The following is a 25,630-nucleotide window of genomic DNA, read 5'->3' on the forward strand; positions in this document are numbered from 1 at the left end:
CGTGCACGCTGGGCGCACCCCGGCGGAGCTGGCACGCGAGTTCGGCTGTACCGCGCAGAGCATCATCAACTGGGTCGGTCAGGCTGCGGCCGACGCCGTCCATCCGCTGCCCGGCAAGGATGTTCTGACTACCGTTGAGCGCGCCGAGCTGTCGAGGCTGCGGCGCCAGGTCAAGCAGTTGCAGATGGAGCGCGACATCCTGGCAAAGGCCACGGCCTGGTTCGCGGCGCGAGGCGAGAAGATGTCCACGCCATCTTCGAGCTGATGCTGGCGAACCAGGCTACCTTCCCGGTGAGCGTGATGAGTGAGGGCTTTCACGTCTCGAGCAGCGGCTTCTACGCCTGGAAGGCGCGGCCGCCGAGCCTGCGCGCGTCAGGCAACGCGGTCATGAGCGAACGCATCCGTCGGATCTACGCCGACTCCGATGCGACCTACGGCATGCCGCGCGTGCGCGCCGAGCTGATCGAGCAGGGCGAGCGTATCAGTGCCAAGCGCGTGGCCCACCTCATGCGCGCCGCGCATCTGCGCGGCGTCAGCCGTCGCCGCGGCTTCGCGGTCACGACCCAGCGCGACCAGCGGCAGCGGCCAGCTCCGGATCTGGTCAACCGCCACTTCGTCGCCGACGCGCCGAACGTTTTGTGGGTGGCCGACATCACCTACATCCCGACCTGGGCCGGGTTCATCTTTCTGGCCGTCGTGCTGGATGTCTGGAGCCGACGCCTGGTGGGATGGTCGATCGGCGAGACGCTGCAGACCGAGCTGATCCTGGCCGCGCTGAACATGGCCGTGCAGCAGCGCAAGCCAGTCAGCGTCATCCATCACTCCGACCAGGGCAGCCAGTACACCAGCGTGGCCTTCGGCCAGCGCTGCAAGGCCATGGGCGTGCGTCCGTCGATGGGATCGGTCGGCGACGCCTACGACAACGCCATGGCCGAGAGCTTCTTCGCCAGCCTGGAATGCGAACTGCTCGACCGTCGCTGCTTCAAGACCAAGACCGAAGCGCGCCTGGCCGTGTTCACCTGGATCGAGGGTTGGTACAACCCGCGCCGTCGCCACAGCGCGCTGGGCTACCAGTCCCCACTGAACTTCGAGAGGAGGAACGCCGACGTCACGCCACCATTGCGCATCGAACACGGGTTCCCCACCGTCGGCTCCGGCGTTGGCTGCGCCACGCCGCCGGTGGACAACCCTGCTCCCTTGACCCCGAGGTCATCTCGGGAATCAAGACCGAAACTGTCCACGTAAAAGGGTCAAGTCCAAGTCCACTTCAAGACCTTTCAACACTCCACTCCAGCCGCTTGCTAGGGGCGCGGGCGTCTCGCAACAGGCCCTAAACTGAGGCTTTCCTGTCGGAGCTTCTCATGTCGATTGCGCAAACGCTCAAAGATCTGGGCATCAGCCTGCCCCCGGTGTCCACCCCTGCCGCTGCCTATGTACCCTTCGTGCAGACCGGCAATCTCGTGTTTCTTTCAGGGCACATCGCCAAGAAGGACGGCAAGCCCTGGGTGGGACAACTGGGCACCGACATGGACACGGCAACGGGCAAGGAGGCGGCTCGCGCCATCGCCATCGATCTGCTGGGCACGCTGCAGGCGGCGGTGGGTGATCTGGAGCGGGTGAAGCGGGTGGTCAAACTGCTGGGTCTGGTGAATTCGGCGCCAGGCTATACCGAACACCATCTGGTGATCAACGGCGCGTCGGAACTCATCGCCCAGGTCTTCGGTGAGCGCGGCGCCCATGCGCGCAGCGCGTTTGGCGTGGCGCAGTTGCCCATGGGGGCCGCCGTCGAAATCGAACTGATCGCCGAGGTCTGAAATGGCTCGCGGCGCTCTGGATGGGGTTCCCATGCTCTGATGCACGGACCCAGCAGGGGAGGTGAACGCATGACGAATAACGCGTCCGATCTCGTCTCGACGGCCTCGACTTCCTGGATGGAGCGGCTGTTCGTGGCCTTGCCCTTTGCGGGCCTGGGCGTGCTCGCGCTGGCACTGGCGCAGCCGGGGCAGGCTTTCGTGTTGGTGCTCAGCGCGTTCGCACTCATCGGTGCGGTGATCGCCGCGGTGCATCATGCTGAAGTGGTGGCGCATCGGGTGGGCGAACCCTTCGGCACGCTGGTGCTCGCGCTGGCGGTGACGATCATCGAGGTAGCACTCATCGTTTCGATGATGATGACCGCCGAGCCTGCGAAGGCGGCCACGCTCACCCGGGACACTATCTATGCGACCGTGCTCATCATCACTGGCGGGGTGATCGGTCTGAGTCTGCTCGCAGGCGGTCTGCGACATCATGTGCAGGCTTTTCAAACAGAGGCCGCTCGGCCTGCGCTGGCCATTCTGCTTGCGCTCTCGGTGCTCACGCTGGTGTTGCCGCGTTTCACCACGAGTGCGCCCGGTGGGCAATACTCGGTGCCGCAACTGGTGTTCACGGCCGTGGTCTCGCTGGTGCTGTGGGGTGTTTTCATCTTCGGACAGACGGTGCGGCACCGGGACTATTTCCTCGATCTCGACCATGGCGGCGAGCAGCCTTCGGCAGCGCACGCCCCTAGCAGCCGCGATGCATGGATCAGTCTGTTCGGACTGTTGCTTGCACTGGTGGCCGTCGTCGGACTGGCCAAGACGCTCTCGCCTTCGATTGAGGCCATGGTGCTCGGTGCTGGCCTGCCCCGTGCCGTGATCGGTTTGATCATTGCCATGTTGGTGTTGGCGCCTGAAACCGTGGCGGCCGTGCGCGCCGACTTGGCCAACCGGCTGCAGACCAGTCTGAACCTCGCTCTGGGTTCGGCGCTGGCCAGCATCGGCCTCACTATTCCGGTGGTGGTGATCGTGGCCATCTATCTGGGCCTTCCCATGGATCTCGGCCTGCAAGGCAAGGATCTGGTGCTGTTGGTGCTGAGCCTGCTCGTCTGCCTTGTGACGCTGGGTTCGCGCCGTACTGACTTCATGCTCGGTGCGGTGCATCTGGTCGTGTTTGCCGCTTTCCTGTTTCTCACGCTGGTGCCCTGAATGCGGCCCGCCTCCCTTGTGCGGGTCGGACACGCTCGGACTTTAGAATGCCGCGCGGCTACCCCGTTGCGCATCGGCGCCGACAGGTTCGCGCCGTGATATTCAGAACACTCAGGAGGATTTGCGATGTTTTTTCTGGATGACGACAACCACGTGCCCATCGTCGGTGTGGTTCTGGCCACGGTGCTTGCGACGGTCGCGGTGATCGTGGGCGTGGCCATCAAGGATGGCGGCAGTGGCGCCGGGGTCATGCAGGCCGCGTCGGCGCCCGCCGTGGCCAGTTCCGCCGCACCGGCGGCCGATGCCGACGGCGCCCGTGTGGTGGTGGAAGACGGGGTGATCAAATTCTATTTCGCCAGCGGCAAGGCCGATCTGGCCACCGGGGCCGATGCTGCGCTGAAGCAGGTCAGTGAGGCCGTGGCGCAGGGCCACACGGTGGTGATCAGTGGCTATCACGACGCCACCGGTTCCGCGGCGCTGAATGCCGAGCTGGCGAAGAAGCGCGCCATGGCCGTGCGCGATGCCCTGGTGGCGCAAGGCGTGCCGGCCGATCGCATCGCGCTGGAAAAACCGGCTGAAACCACCGGCGGCGCCAGCGCAGCCGAGGCGCGTCGCGTCGAAGTGACCGTGAAGTGATTTCGTCGCGGCCAGCCGGTGGTGAGTGCGGCCCCGTGCAAAAACGCCCTGCCTCGCGCAGGACGTTTGGTTTTCAGCCGCGATCGAGTCGTTCGGGCTTGAAAGCGATCTCCAGCTTGCGTCCCCGCTTGGCGCGCTTGCCGACGTAAGGGGACTGTTGCGTGCTGCTCAGGCTGGTGCTGCGCTCGACGCCGCCACGGCCTTTGCCGCTGACCAGCAGCGCTTCGCGCTCGGCGGCCAGGTGGGCGATGCCGAGCAGCGTCTCCCTGGCGTCCAGCGTCATCAGGGTTACGCCACGACCGCCACGCGACAGCACCTTGACCTCGGTGGCCGGATAGAGCAGCAGACGGCCGTCTGAGCTGAGCAGGGCGAGTCGGCCTGCCGGGTTGCCATCCGCATCGGTGCCGAGGATCAGGGGTCGCTGCGGCACATCGCCGTCGTCCAGCGTCATGAAGGTCTTGCCTGCGCGCTGGCGGCTCAGCGCATCGCCCAGCCGCGCGACAAAGCCCAGGCCCTGCGCCGTCCACAGCAGCATGGGGGTGGTGCGGGCGGCTGCGAGATAGTGCAGCGCCTGCGTGCCCGGTGCGAGTTCGATGAAGGTGGTGACGGGCTGGCCGTCGCCCCGGCCGCCGGGCAGGTCGGCCACATCGATCGAGTACACCCGGCCGTCGCTGCCGAGCACCACCAGCGCATCGACGCTGCGGCACTCGAACGTGGCATAGAGCGCATCACCAGGCTTGAAGGTGAGGGCGGACAGCAGAAGGCCGTGGCCCTTCTGCGTGCGCAGCCAGCCTTTCTGCGACACGATGACCGTGACGGGTTCGTCGACCACCTTGACCTCGGCCACGGCGCGCTCATCAAACTGGATGAGGGTGCGGCGGTCGTCGCCATAGGCCTTGGCGTCGGCCTCGATCTCGCTGATGATGCGGCGGGTCATGGCCTTCTCGTCGGCCAGCAGCTTCTGCAGATCGGCCTGCTCGACGCGCTGGGCCGCGAGTTCCTTGTCGATGCGGATGGCCTCCAGCCGGGCGAGCTGGCGCAGCCGCATGTCGAGAATGTCATCGGCCTGCAGTTCGGTGAGGGTAAAGCGCGCCATCAGCGCGGGCTTGGGGTCGTCGCTGTTGCGGATGGTTTCGATCACCTCGTCGAGGTTGAGCAGCACCTGCTGCCGGCCTTCGAGGATGTGGATGCGCGCGTTGACCTGCTCCAGCCTGTGGCGCGAGCGGCGCTGCACGGTGTCGCGGCGATAGGCGACCCACTCACGAAGCATGTCCATCAGCCCCTTCTGGCGCGGCTTGCCGTCGCTGCCGATCACAACCAGATTGATCGGCACGCTGGTTTCGAGGCTGGTGCGGGCGAGCAGGGTGTTGACGAACTCGTTCACGTCGATGCGCGAGCTGCGCGGCTCGAACACCAGCCGCACCGCGGCCTCGCGGCCCGACTCGTCGCGCACGGTGTCGAGCAGATTGAGCATGACCTGCTTGAGCGCGATCTGCTCGGGCGCGAGGGCCTTCTTGCCGGGGCGAATCTTGGGGTTGCTGAGCTCCTCGATTTCTTCGAGCACCTGCTGGCTGCTGGTGCCGTGCGGCAGTTCGTTGACGACCAGTTGCCATTGGCCCCGCGCCAGTTCCTCGATGGTCCAGCGCGCCCGCACCTTCAGGCTGCCGCGACCGCTGGCATAGGCCGCGGCGATCTCCTGCGGGCTGGAGATGAGCTGGCCACCGGTGGCGAAGTCGGGGCCGGGCATCAGCGCCAGCACGTCGGCGAGTTCGAGCCTGGGGTTTTTGAGCAGGGCGACACAGGCGCTGGCCACCTCACGCAGATTGTGCGAGGGGATCTCGGTGGCCATGCCCACGGCGATGCCGCTGGCGCCGTTGAGCAGCACGAAGGGCAGGCGCGCGGGCAGCAGGCGGGGCTCGGTGGTCGAGCCGTCGTAGTTGGGAATGAAGTCGGCAGTGCCCGCGTCGATCTCGGCCAGCAGCAGACGGGCGATGGGGGCAAGCCGCGCTTCGGTGTAGCGCATCGCCGCGGCCCCGTCGCCATCGCGCGAACCGAAGTTGCCCTGGCCGTCGATCAGCGGATAGCGCTGCGCGAAGTCCTGCGACAGCCGCACCAGCGCGTCGTAGGCGGCCTGGTCGCCATGCGGGTGAAAGCGGCCGAGCACGTCGCCGACCACGCGGGCCGACTTGACCGGCTTGGCGTCTGCCGCCAGCCCCATGCGCCACATGGCGTAGAGGATGCGCCGCTGCACCGGTTTGAGGCCGTCGCACACGTCGGGCAGGGCGCGGCCCTTGACCACCGAGATGGCATAGTCGAGATAGGCGCTGCGGGCATAGTCGCCCAGCGCCAGCGTATCGGCGTCGTCTTCGGGCCGGGAGTCGAATTCGAGGGGGGCTTGTTCGGTCATGGTTCAGCGTTGGCAGGCCTTAGATGTCGACTTCGATCTGGTCGCCGTATTCCTCCATCAGCGCGCGGCGCGCCTGGGCTTCGCCCTTGCCCATGAGCTGATGAAAAAGCTCTTGGCAATCGTCTAGCCGCACGCGATACAGACGGCGGGTGTCGGGATTGAGCGTGGTGTCCCAGAGCTGCTCGGCGCTCATTTCGCCCAGGCCCTTGAAGCGCGAGATCTGCCAGGCGCCCTCCTTGAGCCCGTCCTTGCGCAGCTTGTCCTGCGCGGCCAGCAGCTCGGCGTCGTCGAGCACATAGATTTTTTGCGCGGGTTTCTTGCCGCGCGCGGGCGCGTCGAGGCGGTAGAGAGGGGGGCGGGCCACAAAGACGTGACCGCGTTCGATGAGCGTGGGAAAGTGGCGGAAGAACAGGGTGAGCAGCAAGACCTGGATATGCGAGCCGTCCACATCGGCATCGCTCAGGATGCAGATCTTGCCGTAGCGCAGGTTCGACAGATCGGGCGCGTCGCTCTTGCCGTGCGGATCGACGCCGATGGCCACGGCGATATCGTGGATCTCGGTGTTGGCGAACAGCCGGTCGCGCTCCACCTCCCAGGCGTTGAGCACCTTGCCGCGCAGCGGCAGCACCGCCTGGAACTCTTTGTCGCGGCCCATCTTGGCCGAGCCCCCGGCGGAATCGCCCTCGACGAGAAACAGCTCGTTGCGCGCCACGTCGCGGCTTTCGCAGTCGGTCAGCTTGCCCGGCAGCACGGCCACGCCCGAGCCCTTTTTCTTCTCGACTTTCTGCGCCGCGCGCAGGCGGCTCTGTGCCTGGCGGATGACCAGTTCGGCGAGCCTGCGGCCCTGGTCCACCCGCTCGTGCAGCCAGAGCTCGAGCATGGGGCGCACCGCCTGGGCGACCAGGCGCAGCGCGTCGCGGCTGTTGAGTTTCTCCTTGATCTGGCCCTGGAACTGCGGGTCGAGCACCCGCGCCGAGAGCACGAAGGAGGCCCGCGCGAACACGTCTTCGGGCAGCAGCTTCACACCCTTGGGCAGCAGGTTGTGCAGTTCGATGAAACCCTTGACGGCCTGGAACAGACCCTCGCGCAAGCCGGCCTCGTGCGTGCCGCCAGCCGGTGTGGGAATGAGGTTGACGTAAGACTCGCGCAGCACGGTGCCTTCATCGGTGAAGGCCACGCACCAGGCCGCGCCTTCGCCTTCGGCGAAGCTCTCGCTGTCAGCGGCACCTGCGTAGTGCTCGCCTTCGAACAGGTCGATGAAGGGATCTGCGCTCAGGCTGGTCTGCAGATAGTCACGCAGACCGCGGGCATATTCCCAGTGCGCGGTCTCACCCGATTTTTCCTGGATCAGATCGACCTTCACGCCTGGCAGCAGCACGGCCTTGCTGCGCAGAAGGTGGGTGAGTTCGGCCAGCGGCAGATGCGGGCTGTCGAAGTACTTGGCGTCGGGCCAGACGCGCACGCGCGTGCCGCTTTTGCGCTCGTCGCGCGTGGCCTTTCGTATCGTCAGCGGTTCGATGACCTCGCCGCCCGCGAACACCAGATGCGCGACCTGTCCGTCACGCCAGACGGTGACCTCCAGCCGCGCCGCCAGCGCATTCGTCACCGAAACACCCACGCCATGCAGACCGCCCGAGAAGCTGTAGGCGCCGCCTTGCAGCTTGTCGAACTTGCCGCCGGCATGCAGCCGGGTGAACACCAGCTCGACCACCGGCGCGTTCTCGTCCGGGTGCATGCCAAAGGGGATGCCGCGGCCATCGTCTTCCACGCTCACGCTGCCATCGGCATGCAGTGTGACCGCGATGTGATGGCAGTAGCCGCCCAGGGCCTCGTCGGCGCTGTTGTCGATCACCTCCTGCACGATGTGCAGCGGGTTGTCGGTGCGGGTGTACATGCCCGGCCGCTGGCGCACGGGTTCTAGCCCCTTCAGCACACGGATGGACGATTCGGAATAAGCGGGTGGTCGGCGACTGGCCATGGGTCGGAAAAAATTATCCACAGGGAGGCCTCCGGTGCCCAGTTATCCCCAGCGGCTGGGGAAAATGTCACACCGGATGGGCTCAAAGCCCTGATTTCACGCGGGTCAATCGGGCTGCCCAAAAAACAGGCAGGCCGTTGCGGGGACAGACCCGCATCACGCGAAGCGGGTCTGGGATGGATTGTAGGCAGGCTTACTGCATTTCCAGATCGGGCAAGACGGCGTCGAGCCCGGCCTGGGCGCATGCCTCGTCGACCTTGCCATCGGGCGCACCGCTCACGCCCACGGCGCCGTACATGCGCCCTCCGGCCTCGATCGGCACCGAGCCTGCGGTGAAGGCCAGGCCGTCACCCAGCAGGGCCAGAGGCGAGGCGGCCTGAGGCCCCATCGCCGTGCCCTTGATGCCGAACATGGCTGCGGTATAGGCTTTCTGCCGACTGATGTCGAGCGAGACGGGCGGGGCCAGGGTGTCGCGCAAGGTGGCCTGCACGATGCCGTTGCGGTCCACCACCGTGGCGCTGACCTGCAGCCCCTTGGCCCGGCAGGCCTTGATCGCGCCCTGCGCGATGCGCTCGGCGGCATCGAGCGTGAGGCGGTGCACGGTCACCGTGAGCGGTTCGGCCGCGAAGGCGGGCGATGCCAGCGCGGCGCACAGGCTGACGGCCAGGGGTAAACGAAAGCGAAGGGAAGCACTCATGTTTGTCTCCTGCAAAGGGTTGTTGTGGAAATGGGCAGGGTGCGTGCGTGAGGCAGTATTCCACAGCTTCCGAGGAGCCTGTCGGGCTTGGGGCGCGGATGGCGAAAAATGGGCCTGCGGATGCCATGGGCGGCGGATTTGCAGCTCCATAGCCCGAGCTATGGGGCAAAAAGCCGCTGCCACAGGGCGCTGCAGGGCCATTTTGCAGCCCGCGATCCTCAAGCCCGACAGGCTCCTGGGCCTTGCGCCCAGGAGGAAAGGCCGATTCAGCGAGCCTGCTGCATGAGCCGATCCAACGTCGGGGTGATGGCCTGCGCGATGCGCTCCATGCCCTGCGCGTCGGGGTGCAGCAGCACGGTCTGACGCGGCTCGTGGCCTTCGAGGTAGAGGTTGGGGTCGGGCTTGCCTTGGGCGTCGAGCAATACATGCCCCACATCCATGAAGGTCACCCGCTTGCTGTGGGCGTAGCGTGCAGCCAGCGCGGCATTGATCTTGAGCGTCTGTTCGCTGATCCAGGCTGAACGCCGACTGGGCAGCACCCCCAGCAGCAGCACCTGGGTGTCGGGCAGCAACTGATGCACCTTGTCGACCACGGCTTCGATGCCGGGCACGGTGAGATGGGCGCCCCAGTGCGGTCGCCCGAGGTTGTTGGCGCCGATCAGGAGGATGAGCACCTTGGGCGACAGTCCCGCGACCTGACCGTGATCGAGCCGCCACAACACGCTCGAGGTCGTGTCGCCGATGAAACCGAAATTGAGCGCGTCGTAACGCTCATACTCGCGCTGCCAGATGGGCTGATAGTCGGCCCAGGGCTGCGGCCCGTTGCGCTCCCAGTTCTGGGTGATGGAGTCGCCCAGCCAGACCAGTTGCGCCCGGCTGTGGCGCACCTGCTGCAGCGAGGCCTCGAAGCGCTTGCGCCACCAAGGCAGGTCCATGCGCCCGATGGGCACCGTCGCCAGATTGGTCGCCGCCAAGGCAGGGATCGGACGCAGCCACGAGCCGAGCAGCAGGGCACCGGCCGCGACCTGCATCATGGCTCTGCGGCGCGATGGCAGTTGGGGGTGCTTGGGAGGCATCAGGACTCCTGGGCTTGAGGTTGCGCAGACGATGCGGATTCGGCGGGTTCGGCCATGGCATCGACCGGCAAGGCTTCGCACCATTGCGCTGCCCACGCGGCGCTGCGCCGGACGGAGGGCGGGAGCAGGTCGTCCACGCTCGCGGCCTGCCGACCTTGGACATCTCGCCACAGACCATCGGCTTCGCGGCGCAATTCGACCCGGCCACCGCCCTGCGAGGATCCAAACCAGCCGATCAGGCCCAGCGCCTGGCCGTGCGCGTTGCGTTCGACCCGGATGGCGAAGTGATAGCCCTCCAGCGTGGTGCCACGAAGCTCGCTGGTCGGGGCGTTTCGAATGTCGGTCGGGGGGAGGGACTGCTTGGTGCGAAACAGCTTGAACACGGAAGTGCGAGGAGAAAGAGGCTGGGCGACGATGGCGCAAATTATGCGCGTGGCTCTTTTTGAGCGCTCTGTGCAGTAATCCACACTTTTGGCACTTCGCGGCTGAGACATCGATGCGTGCAGGGCAACAGCGTGACGAACTTCACGGACAAAGCGTGCCGTGTTGATGAGAATCCCCCAGACCAAGCAAGCCACTCACGCCGTACAGCAATAATGCGCATCCTGCAACGATTTAGGTAGTTTGTCTTGATTGTCAAGAACTTTGTCTTTTTTCGAATGAATCGCTGACTATTTAACCGCCGCACCCTTGTGATGTTCACCTCGCCCTCACGCTCCATGTCCCGCTGGCTGTTCTGGTCCGCGGGCATTGTGGCGTCTTATGTGTTGCTGGCGTGGCTGGTGCTCGGTGTGCGGTCGACGGAAATCGTGCTCTGGCCGTCTGCCGCGGTGGCCGCATTCGCCTTGATCACGCGAGGGCCTTCGATGGTTCCTGCGGTCCTGCTGGCTTCCTGGGTGAGCAACTACCTTTTGCTGGGTTGGGGACTGCAGGCGAGCCTGATCATTGCCGCTGGCGATGCCCTGGGGCCGCTGCTGGGTTGGTGGGTGCTCAGGCGCCGTCCGGCCCGCTGGCAGGAGTTTCAGACGACGTCCGATGCGATCTGGTTCATCGCGGCCATGGGCATGATGGCAGCGGCCGTGTCCGCCGCCGTCGGCGCTACGGCTGCCGCGTTCTATGGCATCGGCCATACGCCGCTGACGCCCGATCTGGGCGTGCAGTGGTGGGTCACCGACATGACCAGCATCGTGGTGCTCACCCCCGCGGCAGCCTTGCTGCGGGCGCTGTCATGGGAGGAGATGAAGGCTTCCTTGCACTGGGAGACGGTGCTCGCGCCATTGTTGGCCTTGGTCGGGACGCTGTTGACCTACACCATGCCGACCGGACAGAGCGCGCTGCCCATCGGCCTTGCCAGCCTGGTATTCCTGCCGCTGCTGTGGACGGCCATGAGGCTGCCACTGGCGGTGTCGGCCAGCCTGAACGCCCTGATCGCCGTGGTCATCGTGACCGCCACCGTGCTGCATCACGGCCCGATGTACAGCATGCTGGGCAGCGATCGGTTTGTGTCCATGCAGATCATTCTGCTGGCCATGGCCGCTGCGCTGCTGCTGGCCGGACTGCTGGCCAACGAGCGCTCCCAGGCGCTCAAGCAGGTGCGCGACATCAACGCGACGCTGGAGAAAAAGGTCAACCGCCGCACCGCCGCGCTGCAGATCGCCCAGGCCACGACGCAGGCGCAATTGCGGTTTCAGGAGTCGCTGCTCAACGCCTTGCCCAACCCGGTGGCGTTCAGCGATCCGCAGGGCCGGTTCACCCGGGTGAATGTGGCCTTCAACCTGCTGGTCGGGCTGGGCGGGCCGGAGATTCACGGCCGCACCGGAACACAGATTCTCGGCACCACGCTGGGCCGCATCTGGGAAGAGATGGACCACGAACTGCTTTCGGGCAGCCAGCAGGCCACGCGCGAGGCGCCGTATCTGCACCCCGATCATGAGCCCACGGTGTGGATTCTGAACAAGGCGCTGGTGCGAGACGCCGTGAGTCGGCAGATCGTTGGCGTGGTCACCAGCATGCAGGACATCACGGCGCTCAAGCAACTGCAGCAGCAGCTCAGCGAGGACGAACAACGCTTCCGCTTCCTCGCGGAAGAGTCGCCCGTTCCCCTGGTCATCACCCGCACCACCGATGCGGCGCTGCTGTTCTCGAACAAGGCCGCCGACGCCCTGTTCCGCGGCTCTTATGCGCAATACGCCGGCCAGTCGATGCGCCATCTCTGGGGCGATTCGGTCAGCCGCGATCAACTCTTGCAGCGCCTGCAGCGCGAGGGCGGGGTGGTGCGCGGCATGGAGGCGCAGTTCCGCCGTTTCGACGGCACCGAGGTCTGGCTGCTGCTGTCGGTGACCCGTGGGCGCTACCGCGACGACGACGCGCTGATCTTCGCCTTCAAGGACATCACCGAAGTCAAGGCGCGCGAGAGCGAACTGCGCAATCTCGCCTATACCGACACCCTCACCGGCATTCCCAATCGCCGCTATTTCATGGCGCGGGCAGCAGCCGAGCTGCGCCGCGCCCAGCGCGAGGGCACGCCGTTTGCCGTTCTGGCGCTGGACATCGACCGGTTCAAGCTGGTCAACGATCAGCTGGGCCACCAGACCGGGGACGCGGTCATCCGCTGTTTCGCGCAGACCTGCATGCAGCAGTTGCGTGGGCAGGATCTGTGCGGCAGGCTGGGGGGGGACGAATTCGCCATCCTGCTGCCGCAGACCAACCGCCAGGTGGCGTTCGACGTGGCGCAGCGTCTGCGTCTGGCCATTCAGGAGGCGAGCTGTCTGCCGCCGGCCTCGCAGATCGGCATGACCCTGACCACCAGCATCGGCATTGCCGAGTTCCTCCCGATCTCGTCGATCTCGGACTCCGACGAACTCCTCGACCGCGCCGACCAGGCGCTTTACCGCGCCAAGGAGTCCGGACGCAACCGCGTTGAAATCTGGACAGCCGAGCCCGGCGCGCCGGTCTGAGCGCCCCGGAAGGATCAGCCTTGCTTTTGATCGAGTAGCCAGCGATAGAGCACGTCGCGCTTGAGGCCGGTGAGATCGGCGGCGACGGCTGCGGCGCGTGAGGCTGGCAGTTCCTGCACCAGCCGCTGCAGCACGGCGATGGCCATGGCATCGAGTGTGGCCTCGGGGGCGCGGGGCTGAAGCAGCACGACGAATTCGCCCTGCGCGCGGCGGGGATCGGCCGCCAGCCAGTCGAGCACGGCCTGCGGCGTAGCGGGCAGCAGGGTCTCGAACTGCTTGGTCAGCTCCTTGGCGATAACGAGACTGGCCTGCGGGTCCAGGGCGTGCAGGGTCTCCAGACAGGCGTGCAGCCGGTGGGGCGCCTCGAAAAACACCGTCACCTGCGTACCCTGCAGGGCCGTCTGCAGAAAGCTGCGCAGCGCTGTCGATTTTTCGGGGGCGAAACCGGCGAAACAAAAACCGGCGTGCAGGTCCAGCCCGCAGGCGGCGAGCGCCGTCGTCACCGCGCTGGCGCCTGGAATGGGAATCACCCGCTGCCCGGCGGCCTGCACGGCCGCGGCGATGCGGCTGCCCGGATCGCTGATGCCCGGCGTGCCGGCGTCGCTGACAAAGGCCACGCGCTGCCCGGCGGTGATGGCCGCGACGATCTGCTGCGCGGCCTGGGCCTCGCGGTGCTGGTCGCAACGCCATGCGGGCCTGCGCAGTCCGTAGGCCTCCAGCAGACGCTGCGCCACGCGGGTGTCCTCGGCGGCGAGGTGGTCGGCGTGGTGGAGCACAGCCAGGGCGCGCAGGCTGATGTCGGCAAGGTTGCCGATGGGGGCGGCCACCATGTAGAGCGCGGGCGGAAAATCCTGCTGGGCGCAGAATGCCAGCGCGGCGTCAAGGGGAGAGGACATGGCGGGAATGGGGCAGTGGTGGAAGCGGCGGCAGGCGCGCCGTCTGGGGCAGTCTGCGGAGGCGCAGGCCTGCGCTGAACTGCAGGCCCGTGGCTGGCAGGTGATCGAGCGCAATTATCGGGTGCGCGGCGGCGAGATCGACCTGATCATGCGCGATGGGGACGGCACCCTGGTGTTCGTCGAGGTGCGGGCCCGCAGTCATGCGGCCTACGGGGGCGCGGTCGGCAGTGTCGATGCCACCAAGCGCCGCCGCATCGTGCTGGCGGCGAGGCACTACCTCGCGCGCCTGCCCGAAGAGCCGGTCTGCCGCTTCGACGTGGTGACGCTGCAGGCTGGGGAGATGGACTGGCTGCCCGGCGCATTCGCTGCGGAAGAATGAGGTGAGAACATGAGGTAAGAACGCGCGACGCGGCGGGCGCGAATAACATCCATGTTTTGAACCTTCGTCCCGTCATGCTCGAACAGCGAATTCAGCAGCATTTTTTCGACAGCGCCGACCTCAAATATCAGGCGGCCGAGTCGCTGACCGGCCCGATCGCACGCGCCGTGGATGTGCTGGCCACCGCGGTGTCCAACGGGCACAAGATTCTGATCTGCGGCAACGGCGGGTCTGCGGCGGACAGCCAGCACCTGGCGGCCGAACTCGTCGGCCGCTTCGAGCGCGAGCGTCCCGAACTGGCCGCCCTTGCGCTCACGACGGATACCTCCGCCCTCACCGCGGTGGCGAACGACTATGGCTTCGACCATGTGTTCTCCAAACAGGTTCGGGCGCTCGGGCTGCCGGGGGATGTGCTCGTGGCCTTCAGCACCAGCGGCAATTCTTCGAGCATCGTCGAAGCCATACGGGCCGCACAAGCCCGTGACATGAGCGTGGTGGCCCTGACCGGGCGCACGGGTGGTCGAGTGGCAGGCCTGCTGCGCGAGGTCGATGTGCACATCGCCGTGCCCCATGACCGCACCGCGCGCATCCAGGAAGTGCATCTGCTGACTCTGCACTGTCTTTGCGATGGCTTAGACTGGGTCTTGATGGGTGAACCGGAGTCCTCGGAATGACACAATCCAACACAACCGATTTTTCACAATCGTCTCCTGCTCAGCGCGACGCGCAACGGCCACGTCGTCTCTGGCGCGCGGCCAGCGTGCTCGTCGTGGTGCTCGCCGCCACGCAGTTGCAGGGCTGCTTCGTGCTCGGTCTGGGCGCGGTGGGTACCACGGCCTACGTGGCGACCGACCGCCGCACGGCGGGCTCCATCCTGGAAGACAACACCATCCAGCTCAAAGCCGACAACCGCATCTCATCGGCCTTGGGGTCTGACGCCAATGTGCGAGCCGTGAGCTACAACCAGCAGGTTTTGCTGGTCGGCCAGGTGCCCAACGAGGCCGACAAGCAGAAGGCCGAAGAAATCGTCAAGGGCGTGCCCAACGTGAAGGCGGTGCTCAACGAAATCGACATCGGCCCGGTGGCCGACCTCAACCGCAGCGCGACCGACACCCTCATCACCACCAAGGTGCGCGCGGGGCTGATCGACGCGCACGACATCTTCGGCAACGCCTTCAAGGTCACCACCTCCAACAGCGTGGTCTATCTGATGGGCATCGTGACGCAGCGCGAGGCCGACCGCGCGGTGCAGATCGCGCGCGACACCACCGGCGTGTCCAAAGTGGTGACCATGTTCAACATCATCAGCGAGCAGCAGCTCCAGCAGATGCAGAACCCGCAGAAGACCAACGCGCCGCCGCCGCCCGCCAGCGCGGCAAACTAAAGGCAGGCCGCTTGCGATAAGAGCTTTTCAACCCCGCTTTTTTATAAGGATCGATGATGAGTTTGCTCGATGTGCCCGCAGGCAAGAGCCTGCCCGACGATTTCAACGTGGTCATTGAAATTCCGGCCCATGCACCCCCGGTGAAATACGAAGTCGACAAGAGCAGCGGCGCGCTGTTTGTCGACCGTTTCATGTCCACGGCCATGCACTATCCGTGCAACTACGGCTACATCCCGCAAACCCTGTCGGAAGACGGCGATCCGGTGGATGTGCTAGTGGTCACCACCATCCCCCTGGTGCATGGTTGCGTAGTGCGCTGCCGTCCCATCGGCATGCTGAAAATGACCGACGAAGCCGGCGTGGATGCCAAGCTCGTGGCCGTGCCGGTGGAAAAGCTGCTGCCGCAGTACCGCACCATCCAGAAGCCCGAGGATCTGCCGGCGGAACTGCTCAAGCAGATCGAGCATTTCTTCAACCATTACAAGGATCTCGAAGCCGGCAAATGGGTCAAGACCGAAGGCTGGATGGGCGCGGATGCCGCCCGCGCCGAGATCACCGCCAGTGCGGCGCGCTACAAGGCGAAGTAATCACGGTTCGGCTCAAAGAAGAAGGCCGTCGGCATGCCGACGGCCTTCTTCATGAAGGGGCACCGATCAGACGTTCTTGTCGCGCAGCCGCGTGAGCAGCGACGAGGTATCGAGCCGTCCGCCTCCGGCGGCCTGAACGTCGGCATAGAACTGATCGACCAGCGCCAGAACCGGCAGACGCGCGCCATTGTGGCGGGCTTCATTCAGGCAGAGGCCGAAGTCCTTGCGCATCAGATCGACGGCAAAACCGAAGTCGTAGCGGCCTTCGATCATGGTAGGGCCGCGGTTGTCCATCTGCCAGCTCTGCGCGGCGCCCTTGCCGATCACCTGCAGCACCGTGTGCAGATCCAGTCCGGCGCGCTCGCCAAAGGCCAGCGCTTCGGCCAGACTCTGCACCACCCCGGCGATGGCGATCTGGTTGACCATCTTGCAGAGTTGCCCGGCGCCATGCTCGCCCAGGCGGGTCACCGCGCGTGCATACGCCCGGATGACTGGCTGCGCCCGCTCGAAGGCGTCGGCATCGCCACCGCACATCACCGTGAGCGCGCCGTTCTGCGCGCCAGCCTGACCTCCGGATACCGGGGCGTCGATGAAGAACAGGCCGCGCTCGCGCGCCGCGATGCCCAGTTCGCGCGCCACGTCGGCCGAGGTCGTGGTGTGGTCGACGAACACCGCTCCGGGCGACATGCCGGCAAAGGCGCCCTCTGCGCCCAGGGTCACGCTGCGCAGGTCATCGTCATTGCCGACGCAGGAAAACACGAAGTCGGCGTTGGCCGCGGCCTCGCGCGGGGTTGGGGCCGAATGCCCACCATGGCGGCGCACCCAGTCGTGCGCCTTGCTCGCGGTGCGGTTGTAGACCGTGACGCGGTGCCCGGCGCGCACCAGATGACCGGCCATCGGGTCGCCCATGACGCCCAGGCCGAGAAAGGCCACGGCGTAAGAAGGAAGGTTGTAGTTGGTGGAGTCGTTCATGAGGGTGGAAAGGTTGTCGTGTCAGAGTAGCCAGAAACACGCCATGGCCATTGCGGTAGGCAGCAGCGCCGCGCCCAGCAGCCCCAGCGGGTGGATGGCGCCGCCGTCGAAGGTCTGGCGCAACAGCGCAATGCCCGCAGGATTGGGAGCATTGGCAATGACCGTGAGGCCGCCGCCACTGACGGCCCCGGCCACCAGCGCGTATTTGAACTCGGGGCTCAATCCCTGCACCAGCGAGCCCAGGTAGGTCAGCGCAGCGTTGTCGGTGATGGCGGTGAGCGCCGTGGCGCCGAAGAACACGGCGGTGGCGTCCATGCGGGTGAGCAGGGGCTGCAGCCACCATTGCTGCAGTCCGCCCAGCACCACAAGACCGCCCAGGAAGAAGCCGACCAGCATGCCTTCCTTGAGCATGAGCGGGTCTTGGAAACGCGCGTAAGCGGTGACGAATCCGAGGAAGAACAACAGCAGGGGAATGAAGACGACGGGGTGATGGGCGAACACCACCACCCCTGCCAGGAACAGCATGTGCACCGCGATGACGCTCAGCGGCGCGCGCAGCGGCGCAGCGGTCTGGCTTTGCACCGCGGGCATGCGATCGAGGATGGACAGTTCCTGCCGGAACAGCAGCGTGGCGCCCAGCGCGTTGATGGTGACCGCGATCGCCGCCTTCCAGCCGAACTGGCTGAGCATGAACCCCAGATCCCATTGCCAGGTGGACGCCACCATCAAGACGGGCGGCGCGGCGAAATGGGTCAGCGTGCCGCCGATAGAGACGTTGACGAACAGCACGCCGAGGGTGACGTACTTCAGCCGCGTCGAGACGGCGCCGCCGAACACCCGTTCACGCAGCAGCAGGGCCGCGAGGGTCATGGCCGCAGGTTCGGTGATGAACGAACCCAGCAGCGGCACCACGATGAGCACCAGCGCATAGAACATCACCTCGCCGCGCAGGGGAACCGCGCGCGCCAGCACGTTGACCACGTCCCCGGCGAGCTGAAGAATGGGCCGCGTGCCCGCAATGACCATGATGGTGAATACGAACAGCGGCTCGGTGAAATTGCGCGAGTCGAGATAGGCCACCGCCTCGTGATGTCCCAGGCTGAAGAACAGAAACACCATCAGCACCATGGCCCAGAAGCCGAACACCACTTCGACTTCGCCCAGCAGATGCCACAGCCCGGCATGCGCCGTCTGCCGGTGCGCCAGGTTCTCGAAGAACTTGGTGGAAAACGTGTGGAGTACGGCCACGGCAAAAAGCGTGGCACCCAGGTATTGAACGAAAGCGGGCTGGGTTTCTGTCATGGGAATCGTTGGGCTTTCACAGATGAGGCCAAGCATGAAGGATCATGGCCTCATGGTATCGGCTGACCGTGTGCTCCCCGGCGCGGAGCCATAATGCCGAACAACCGATCAACCGTGAGGTCTCGATGTCCGCCACTGCATCCACCGTCTGGGAACGACTGCGCCGTGTGCTGCTCAGCCTGCCGGTGCTCATCGCAGCCGGGCTCATCGTGTTTTACCTGGCTTTCGGCTACCTCGCGGTGGGGCCGCTGGCGCAGCACTACATCCCGAAGCTGGCGCAGTCCAAGCTCGACAGCCGGGCCACGGTGGGCAAGGTGGCGTTCGATCCGCTGCGCCTGGACCTCACGGTGGACGACTTCAGGCTCGCCACCTCCCAGGGCGTGCCGCTGGCGGGGTTCACACGGCTGTTCGTTGATTTCGCCCCGGCCAGCCTCTGGCACTGGGCCTGGACCTTTCATCAGATCCGCCTCGACCGGCCCGATGTGAACGTGGCCATCGCCAAGGGTGGGGCGATGAACTGGGATGCCTTGGTGCGCGCGCTTCAAGGTGGCGCCAAGCCGTCCAAACCGTCGGACACCATCCCGCGCGTGGTGATCGAGCACTTGCAGATTGCAGGCGGCACCTTGCGCTATGCCGATGCCGATCGTGACCATCCCTATGTCACGCAGCTCACACCGCTCGATGTTCAGATCGATGCGCTGTCCACCCTGCCCAAGGCGCGCGGTGACTATGCCATCAGCCTGATGCTGCCCGAGCAGAAAGCCACGCTGCGATGGAAGGGCTACGTCGGCCTCAACCCGCTGGTGTCGGGCGGGCAGGCCGAACTCACCGGTCTGGACCTGGCCGCAGCAGCGCACGCCGTGCCGGGTCTGGCGCGCACGCTGCAGATCGCCTCGGGCACCGCCAGCTTGAGCGCCGCCTACAGCGCGGTGCTGGGCCGAAGTGGCCTTCTTTGGGCGGTCAACGATCTCGGCGCGCAGTTGCGTGGCCTGCAGGCCAAGGCTGCGGATGCATCGGTGCAGTGGCAAGACCTGCGGGTGGCTCAGGGCAGGGTCGACGGCTCGACGCGCATCGCCTCGCTGCAGACCATCGCCCTCGAGGGTCTGCAGGCCGACTCGGGCAATGCCCGGCTGACCTTGCAGTCGGCGAAGCTCGATGGCGCGCGTTTCGACGGAGCCACGCGCCAGGCCGGTTTCGGCCCGCTGCAACTGCTGGGGCTCTCCGGGCAGATCGGGCAGGCGGCGCTGCAGGCCGCGAGTTTGCAAACGCAGGCCGGCACCGGCGATCTGGCCAAGCAGACCGTGCAACTGCCGCAACTGGCGCTTTCCGATCTGCGCCTGCAGCCGCAGCAGAGCCCGCAGGCGCCGCCCTGGCTGAATTTGACGACCTTGCAGATCGATGCGGCGCAGGCCGATCTGGCGCAGCATCGCCTGCAACTCGGCGCGTTGCAGCTCGATGCGGCCCGGCTGCAGCTCAAGCGTCTGGCCGACGGCCAGATCGACCTTGTGCAGCGGCTGAGCGCCGCGGCGCCACAGGCGTCGCCCGGGCTCAAGACGAGCGCAGCGGCAGCCGCCAAGGCGCCTTCAGCCGCGGCGTGGACGGTGGATGTCGGTCGCGTCGCCGGTAGGGTGCAGGCTTTGGACTACACCGACCAGAGCTTCAGACAGCCCTTGCAGCTCCAGCTCGCGCACGTCGAACTGAACTCGGCGCTGAGCGCCACGCTGGCCCCCGGCAGCCCCGCTCAGGTGCAGGCTCGCGATCTGCGCCTGCAGGCAGGCACGCTGCGTCTGGACAGCGCGGGCAGGCCACTGGCGCAGTGGAAGACGCTGCAACTCGGGGCCACGCAGATCAGCCTGCCCGGCGCCGGTGCGCCCCGCGTGCAGGCCGGGCCTCTGGAGGTGGACGCGCTGCACGCCGACGTGGCGCTGAACCCCGGCGGGCTCAACTGGGCGCTGGCCTTCCAGCCTGTTGCGGCAGCCCGACCCGCCGCCGCCAAAGCGCCGAGCCGTTCGGGGCCACCTGCCGATGTGCAGCTGCAGAGTCTGAGCCTGCGCAATCTCGGTGCCCGCATCGACGACAACACCGCGCCCGCGCCGATCCGCCTCGACCTGGTGCGCGGTCAGGTTAGCGCGCAGCATCTGAGCCTGGATTTGCGCAAGCCCGTGCCGCTGCAGGTGCGCTTCGCCCTGGCGCAGGGCGGGCAGTTCAGCGCGCAGGGGCAGATCGCGCCGCAGCCGCTGGCCGGCAAGTTGAAGGTGCGGCTCGATCAACTGGCACTGACCCCCTTCGGCTCGCTGCTCAAGCCTTATGTGCGGCTGCTGCTCACCAGCGGTACGGCCTCGGCCGAGGGCACGGTGCAGTTGAGCCCGGGGCGGAGCGCGGTGCCGCAGGTGCGGTATGACGGCGTCGCGCAGGTGGACAATCTGGCGCTGGTCGAGCCCGAGGGGCGTACGCCCTTTCTCGGCTGGCGCAAGCTGGCGGCCACCGGGCTGCGCGTCGATTCCGCGCCGCTGTCGGTGCAGATGACGGTGCTGCAGGCGATCGAGCCCTACGGCCGCATCGTCATCAACCCCGACCGCACGCTCAACGTGCAGGCCATTTTGCTGACGCGTAAACCCGTGGCGAGCCCGCCGTCGTCGCCGGCGCAGGGTGCGGCCGACAAGCCGCTGCCGCTGGCCTTGAACATCGACCGCACGGCCATCGTCAATGCCGACGTGGATTTCACCGACCAGTCCATCAAGCCCGATTTCCGCGTGCGCATGCAAAAGCTCAGCGGCGTGATCAACGGGCTTTCGGACGCACCCGACAGCAGCGCGCAGATCGAGCTCGACGGCCAGGTCAACGACTACGGTCAGGCCAAGGTGCGCGGGCGGCTGCAGCCTTTCCGCGCCACCAACGATACCGATGTCACGCTCGATTTCCGCAACCTCGACATGGCGTCGATCTCGCCTTATTCGGGCAAGTTCGCCGGGCGCACCATCAAGTCGGGCAGGCTCGACGCCAAGCTCGAATACAAGATCGAGAAAGCGCAGATGCAGGGCAACAACCAGTTCACCATCACCCGCCTGAAGCTCGGCCCCCATGTCGACAGCCCCGAGGCCGTCAACCTGCCGCTCGATCTGGCCATTGCCGTGCTTGAAAACAGCGAAGGCGTGATCGACATTGACCTGCCGGTGCATGGCGATCTGAACAACCCGAAGTTCAGCTACGGCGGCATCATCTGGCATGCCATCGTCAACGTGCTGACCAAGATCGTCACCGCGCCGTTCCGTGCGCTGGGCGCGCTGCTCGGCGGTGGCGACAACGCCACGCCGCAGGCCGTGCATTTCACCGCAGGCAGCGCGATACTCGCCCCGCCCGAGCGCGAGAAGCTGTTGCACATTGCCGAGGCCCTGTTCAAACGCCCAAGGCTGGAACTGCAGGTGCCACCCACGTACAACGCCCAGCGCGACACGGCCGCGCTGCAGGAGGCCGCCGTCCGCCGCGAGGTGCTGGCCAAGCTGGGCGTGACCGTTCCGCCCGATGCGCGCCCAGGGCCGCTCGACCTGGGCAACGCCCGCACCCGCAACGCCATCAATGCTCTCTACCTCGATCAGCACCCCACCAGCGCCCTGGACGCGCTGAAAAAATCGCTGCCCGCGGGCGCCAACGAGCAGGACCTGTTGCAGGCCATGCTGGCCCAACTGGCCAAGGCCGTGACGATTACGCCCTCGACCCTCGACGCGCTGGCGCAGGCGCGGGCCAAGGCCGTGTTCGCTGCGCTGACCACGGGCACCAAGGCGCTGCCGGTGGCGCGGGTGCAACTGGGCAAATCCGTTCAGGCTGACGACAAGACCGATGAAAAAGGCGTGACCCTTACGCTCGGTCTGCGCGCCGGGCAGGGCGCTGCGGGCACTGCGGGCGCGGCAGAAGGTTCACCCGCGGTCGCCGCGAGTGCGGCTCAGGGCAGGTAAGTGACCGGCCGCATGGCGAGAAATCGCTCCAGCGCCGCAGGGCGGTAGTCGGGCAGCGCGGAGTGTCGGCTGAGCGTGGAGGTATGCACCCCCTCGCGGCTGGCGGGGTTGGCGACCCCGGGCTGGCGTTCGCGTTCGCCCAGCAGCCGGTAGAACGGCGTCATGCTGTTGCCCATCGGCGCCGCGGGCTCGCCGTGCGGCGGCAGCAGCGCCGGGTCGAGCGCCAGGCCGCAGCGCTGGGCACGATCGGCCATCCACAGCAGGGCGCTGTCGGACAGACCCGTTTGCACCTGCCCGCCCCCCACGTCGCCATGCGTGCCGGGAAACCACGCCTGTTCCACCACCTGATCGGTGGCATGGCTCTGCGTCTGCCACAGCGTGGGAACGAAGGGTTTGCGCCGCTCGTCGATGGCCAGCGCCTGGTAGCCGTAGCGCACATGGCTGCTCAGGGCCACGTCGTGAAATTCGTAGAGCGATTTGGTCCAGAAACGCAGCGGCGTGACCGGAATGCCCAGGGCGCCCACCGTGTCCCACACGCCGATGAGTTCGATCGGCGCATCCGGCCAGGCATAGGCCTCGCGAAAGGCCTTGGACTGCGGCGCATCGGGGTGGCTGTCGGGCGTGCGGTCGCGGTAGAGCGCATAGGCGTCGCCGATGCGATCGACGAACTGCGGTCGAAGAATGCCGCAATTGCGAATCAGTCCGCCCACACTGCGCACGGTGTAGGCGCCCCGGCTGAAGCCGAACAGATAGATCGCGTCGCCGGGGTGGTAGTTCTGCACCAGAAACAGGTAGAGCTCGCGGATGTTCGCCGAGATGCCCATGCCGAAAGCGCCGCCGGTGAGCTTGTCCCACAGGTTGCCCTGTTCGCCCAGGCCTTTCTGGTAGAACACGATCTGGGCGGTGCCATGGCTGTCTTCCCCGGCCACGGCCACCGAGAGTTTCACCACATTGGTCGGGGTGGCGACGTCCCCCGCCCGCTGATCGGGCTTGCTCCAGGTGCCGTCGGCAAAGAGGGCGATACGTTTCATGGTGAGATGGCGCGCGTCAACGAGGAACCGGCTCGAATGATGAAGTGCCCCAAAGACCTTGCCCACCCCCAAACCCGGTGCCGGGCGGCGCTTGCTTCGGGGGGATAGACTGAACCCACTTGGCCTGCGAACCCGAACCCATGCCGACAACGATCCTCATGCCCGCAGAACCCTCACGCGACGACTTGCATCGCATCGTCGATGCCGCCATCACCTCGCGCCGCTCCGTCAGGCGCTTTTTGCCGACTCCGGTTTCGCGCGAAACCGTCGAGGCCATCCTGCAAGTCGCCTCTCGCGCGCCTTCCGGTACCAACACCCAGCCCTGGCAGGTGCATGTGCTCACGGGCGAGGCCAAGGCGCGGCTGTCGGCGTGCATCCTCGCTGCCTACGACGACCCGGTGCAGGCGGCACAGCACACCGACGAGTACGCCTACTACCCCCGCGAGTGGCGCTCGCCCTACATCGACCGGCGCCGCAAGGTCGGCTGGGATCTGTATGGTCTGCTGGGCATCGCCAAGGGCGACAAGGCCGCCATGCACGCACAGCACGGACGCAATTACCTGTTTTTCGACGCCCCGGTCGGCTTGATCTTCACCATCGACCGGGTGATGGAGCAGGGCAGCTGGCTCGACTACGGCATGTTCCTGCAGAACATCATGGTGGCCGCGCGCGGACGCGGCCTCGATACCTGCCCGCAAGCGGCTTTCACCACCTTTCACCGCGTCATCGAAGACGAACTGAAACTCGATGCCGCCACGCAGCAGGTCGTCTGCGGGATGGCGCTGGGCTGGGCCGACCCGCAAGCGGTCGAGAACAAGCTGGTGACCGAGCGCGCGCCGGTGGCCGAATTCACCCGGTTTCACGAGGCATGAACGCGCTGGCCTGGATCGGCGAGACCCGCATCGCGCAGGCGGTGCAGGAAGGCAAGCTCGACAACCTGCCCGGCGCTGGCCTGCCGCTCGATCTGACCGTGCGCGACGCCGCGCTCGACGCCCAGGCCAGGCTGGGCCTGGAACTGCTCGACCGCGCCCGTCGCGCGCAGGCCCACACCGACCAAGATCGCCGCGAACGCGCCGCGCTGCGTCTGCTCTGGGCCAAGGCGCTGGCAAGTCAGCGTCGGAATGATTCCAAGCCATGATCATCGAATCCCTGCTCGATACCGACCTCTACAAATTCACCATGATGCAGGTGGTGCTGCATCATTTTCCGGGTGCGCAGGTCGAGTACCGTTTCAAATGCCGCACCCCTGGGGTCGATCTGGTCTCGCGCCTGCCCGAGATCGATGCCGAACTCGACGCCCTCTGCACCCTGCGGTTCCTGCCCGAGGAACTCGACTATCTGCGCAGCCTGCGCTTCATCAAGAGCGACTTCGTCGATTTCCTGGAAATCTTCCGGCTGAACCGCCAGCGCATCCGCGCCACGCCCGCGGCAGATCCGGCGGCGCGGGAGCGCGGCGAGATCGACATCACCATCCAGGGCCCCTGGCTGCACACCATCCTGTTCGAGGTCCCGGTGCTGGCCATCGTCAGCGAGGTTTACGCCCGGCATGCCCATGCCGACGCCGATCTGCAGGCAGGTCTGCGTCGGCTCGACGACAAGATCGCCCTGCTGCGCACCTCCGAATTGCAGGACTGCCGCATCGCCGATTACGGCACCCGCCGCCGCTATTCGCGGCGCTGGCAGGCGCAGGTGCTCGGTCGGCTCAAGACCGGTCTCGGCCCGCAGCTGGCCGGCACCAGCAATGTACTGCTCGCCAAGGAAATGGGCCTCACACCGCTGGGCACCATGGCGCACGAATACCTGCAGGCCTGCCAGGCGCTGGGCCCGCGCCTGCGCGACACCCAGGTCTTCGCCTTCGAGATGTGGGCCAAGGAGTATCGCGGCGATCTGGGCATCGCCCTGGCCGACGTCTATGGATTGCAGGCCTTTCTGCGCGATTTCGACCTCTATTTCTGCAAGCTGTTCGACGGCGCCCGACACGACTCGGGCGATCCGTTCTCGTGGGGCGACCAGATGATCGGGCACTACGCGAAGCACCGCGTCGATCCGCGCACCAAAACCCTGGTGTTCTCTGACATGCTGACCATCCCCAAGGTCATCGCGCTGTACCGCCAGTTCCACCAGCGCGTCGGCCTGGCCTTCGGCATCGGCACCAACCTCATGCACGACCTCGGCTTCGAGGCGCCGCAGATGGTGCTTAAGATGACCCGCTGCAACGGCCAGCCCGTCGCCAAGGTCAGCGACGCGCCGGGCAAGAATATGTGCGACGACCCGGCGTATCTGGCCTATCTGCGCGAAGTCTTTCAGATTCCGCAGAGCCAGCTCGTCGAGCACGATGCCGAGGATGGTTGACCCCAGCTTCTTTGAGTTGGG

The 25,630-nt window shown here is 66.3% G+C and carries 21 protein-coding genes and 1 pseudogene; 13 read left to right on the forward strand and 9 right to left on the reverse strand.

All coding sequences use genetic code 11. From position 1 onward, the window contains the following. Position 1: 1 nt before the first annotated feature. From ASC45_RS14040 to ASC45_RS14055, 4 genes and pseudogenes are all read left to right on the forward strand, one after another. Positions 2–1,098: pseudogene (locus ASC45_RS14040) on the forward strand (IS3 family transposase); the annotation flags it as partial. 263 nt (positions 1,099–1,361) lie between these two features. Further along, entirely contained in the window at positions 1,362–1,814 is a 453-nt protein-coding gene (locus tag ASC45_RS14045) for a RidA family protein (protein WP_055451661.1), read from the forward strand. Positions 1,815–1,883: 69 nt separating this feature from the next. Continuing rightward, the gene (locus ASC45_RS14050) at positions 1,884–3,002 is read left to right on the forward strand and encodes a calcium:cation antiporter (RefSeq protein WP_055451662.1); all 1,119 of its coding nucleotides are present in this window, start codon (positions 1,884–1,886) and stop codon (positions 3,000–3,002) included. Positions 3,003–3,128: 126 nt separating this feature from the next. Beyond that, the gene (locus tag ASC45_RS14055; RefSeq protein WP_055451663.1) at positions 3,129–3,638 is read left to right on the forward strand and encodes an OmpA family protein; all 510 of its coding nucleotides are present in this window, start codon (positions 3,129–3,131) and stop codon (positions 3,636–3,638) included. Between the two features lie 73 nt (positions 3,639–3,711). Here the strand turns inward: ASC45_RS14055 and parC are convergent, their stop codons facing one another. From parC to ASC45_RS14080, 5 genes are all read right to left on the reverse strand, one after another. After that, on the reverse strand, positions 3,712–6,045 hold the full coding sequence (parC, locus tag ASC45_RS14060; protein WP_055451664.1) for a DNA topoisomerase IV subunit A: 2,334 nt from the start codon (positions 6,043–6,045) through the stop codon (positions 3,712–3,714). A gap of 19 nt (positions 6,046–6,064) precedes the next feature. Then, on the reverse strand, positions 6,065–8,023 hold the full coding sequence (locus ASC45_RS14065; RefSeq protein WP_055451665.1) for a DNA topoisomerase IV subunit B: 1,959 nt from the start codon (positions 8,021–8,023) through the stop codon (positions 6,065–6,067). Between the two features lie 193 nt (positions 8,024–8,216). Next, complete coding sequence (locus tag ASC45_RS14070; protein ID WP_055451666.1) at positions 8,217–8,720, reverse strand: GlcG/HbpS family heme-binding protein; 504 nt, start codon at positions 8,718–8,720, stop codon at positions 8,217–8,219. A 266-nt stretch (positions 8,721–8,986) separates the two neighbouring features. Beyond that, positions 8,987–9,796: a GDSL-type esterase/lipase family protein gene (locus ASC45_RS14075; protein ID WP_082454455.1), complete on the reverse strand. Its 810-nt coding sequence runs from the start codon at positions 9,794–9,796 to the stop codon at positions 8,987–8,989. Next, positions 9,796–10,179, reverse strand: coding sequence for a hypothetical protein (locus tag ASC45_RS14080; protein ID WP_055451667.1), 384 nt, complete (start codon positions 10,177–10,179; stop codon positions 9,796–9,798). The genes ASC45_RS14075 and ASC45_RS14080 overlap by 1 nt, the downstream gene beginning before the upstream one ends. A 336-nt stretch (positions 10,180–10,515) precedes the next feature. On the opposite strand from ASC45_RS14080, the gene ASC45_RS14085 reads away from it, so the two are divergent. Continuing rightward, positions 10,516–12,753, forward strand: coding sequence for a sensor domain-containing diguanylate cyclase (locus tag ASC45_RS14085; protein ID WP_245610073.1), 2,238 nt, complete (start codon positions 10,516–10,518; stop codon positions 12,751–12,753). Between the two features lie 14 nt (positions 12,754–12,767). Here the strand turns inward: ASC45_RS14085 and rsmI are convergent, their stop codons facing one another. Next, positions 12,768–13,649, reverse strand: coding sequence for a 16S rRNA (cytidine(1402)-2'-O)-methyltransferase (rsmI, locus tag ASC45_RS14090; protein WP_055451669.1), 882 nt, complete (start codon positions 13,647–13,649; stop codon positions 12,768–12,770). Here rsmI and ASC45_RS14095 point away from each other — a divergent pair. The 4 genes from ASC45_RS14095 (at position 13,648) to ppa (ending at position 15,999) form a co-directional block, all read left to right on the forward strand. Further along, complete coding sequence (locus ASC45_RS14095) at positions 13,648–14,028, forward strand: YraN family protein (protein WP_425427639.1); 381 nt, start codon at positions 13,648–13,650, stop codon at positions 14,026–14,028. The two genes, rsmI and ASC45_RS14095, sit on opposite strands and share 2 nt — an antisense overlap. Before the next feature lie 74 nt (positions 14,029–14,102). Then, complete coding sequence (locus tag ASC45_RS14100; protein ID WP_055451671.1) at positions 14,103–14,702, forward strand: phosphoheptose isomerase; 600 nt, start codon at positions 14,103–14,105, stop codon at positions 14,700–14,702. Beyond that, on the forward strand, positions 14,699–15,412 hold the full coding sequence (locus ASC45_RS14105; protein ID WP_055451672.1) for a BON domain-containing protein: 714 nt from the start codon (positions 14,699–14,701) through the stop codon (positions 15,410–15,412). The genes ASC45_RS14100 and ASC45_RS14105 overlap by 4 nt, the downstream gene beginning before the upstream one ends. Positions 15,413–15,468: 56 nt before the next feature. Beyond that, complete coding sequence (gene ppa / locus ASC45_RS14110; protein ID WP_055451699.1) at positions 15,469–15,999, forward strand: inorganic diphosphatase; 531 nt, start codon at positions 15,469–15,471, stop codon at positions 15,997–15,999. Positions 16,000–16,065: 66 nt separating this feature from the next. Here the strand turns inward: ppa and ASC45_RS14115 are convergent, their stop codons facing one another. Continuing rightward, complete coding sequence (locus ASC45_RS14115) at positions 16,066–16,971, reverse strand: NAD(P)-dependent oxidoreductase (protein ID WP_055451673.1); 906 nt, start codon at positions 16,969–16,971, stop codon at positions 16,066–16,068. A 21-nt stretch (positions 16,972–16,992) separates the two neighbouring features. Further along, positions 16,993–18,273, reverse strand: a complete 1,281-nt coding sequence (locus ASC45_RS14120) for a putative Na+/H+ antiporter (RefSeq protein WP_055451674.1) — start codon at positions 18,271–18,273, stop codon at positions 16,993–16,995. Positions 18,274–18,398: 125 nt separating this feature from the next. On the opposite strand from ASC45_RS14120, the gene ASC45_RS14125 reads away from it, so the two are divergent. Then, positions 18,399–22,226 (forward strand): DUF748 domain-containing protein, encoded by a 3,828-nt coding sequence (locus tag ASC45_RS14125; RefSeq protein WP_055451675.1) that lies wholly within the window; start codon positions 18,399–18,401, stop codon positions 22,224–22,226. On the opposite strand, the gene ASC45_RS14130 is transcribed toward ASC45_RS14125, so the two are convergent. Beyond that, entirely contained in the window at positions 22,214–23,257 is a 1,044-nt protein-coding gene (locus ASC45_RS14130; RefSeq protein WP_055451676.1) for a DUF2235 domain-containing protein, read from the reverse strand. The two genes, ASC45_RS14125 and ASC45_RS14130, sit on opposite strands and share 13 nt — an antisense overlap. A 140-nt stretch (positions 23,258–23,397) precedes the next feature. Between ASC45_RS14130 and ASC45_RS14135 the strand changes: the two genes are divergently transcribed. Genes ASC45_RS14135 through pncB form a run of 3 tightly spaced genes read left to right on the forward strand, consistent with a single transcriptional unit; the run spans position 23,398 to position 25,609 of the window. Further along, positions 23,398–24,129: a nitroreductase gene (locus ASC45_RS14135; protein WP_245610074.1), complete on the forward strand. Its 732-nt coding sequence runs from the start codon at positions 23,398–23,400 to the stop codon at positions 24,127–24,129. Continuing rightward, the gene (locus tag ASC45_RS14140; RefSeq protein WP_055451678.1) at positions 24,126–24,395 is read left to right on the forward strand and encodes a DnaJ family domain-containing protein; all 270 of its coding nucleotides are present in this window, start codon (positions 24,126–24,128) and stop codon (positions 24,393–24,395) included. The genes ASC45_RS14135 and ASC45_RS14140 overlap by 4 nt, the downstream gene beginning before the upstream one ends. Continuing rightward, on the forward strand, positions 24,392–25,609 hold the full coding sequence (gene pncB, locus ASC45_RS14145) for a nicotinate phosphoribosyltransferase (RefSeq protein WP_055451679.1): 1,218 nt from the start codon (positions 24,392–24,394) through the stop codon (positions 25,607–25,609). Before ASC45_RS14140 ends, pncB begins: the two co-directional genes overlap by 4 nt. Positions 25,610–25,630: the final 21 nt, after the last annotated feature.

The sequence above is a fragment of the Thiomonas bhubaneswarensis genome, assembly GCF_001418255.1.
Lineage (GTDB): Bacteria > Pseudomonadota > Gammaproteobacteria > Burkholderiales > Burkholderiaceae_C > Thiomonas > Thiomonas bhubaneswarensis.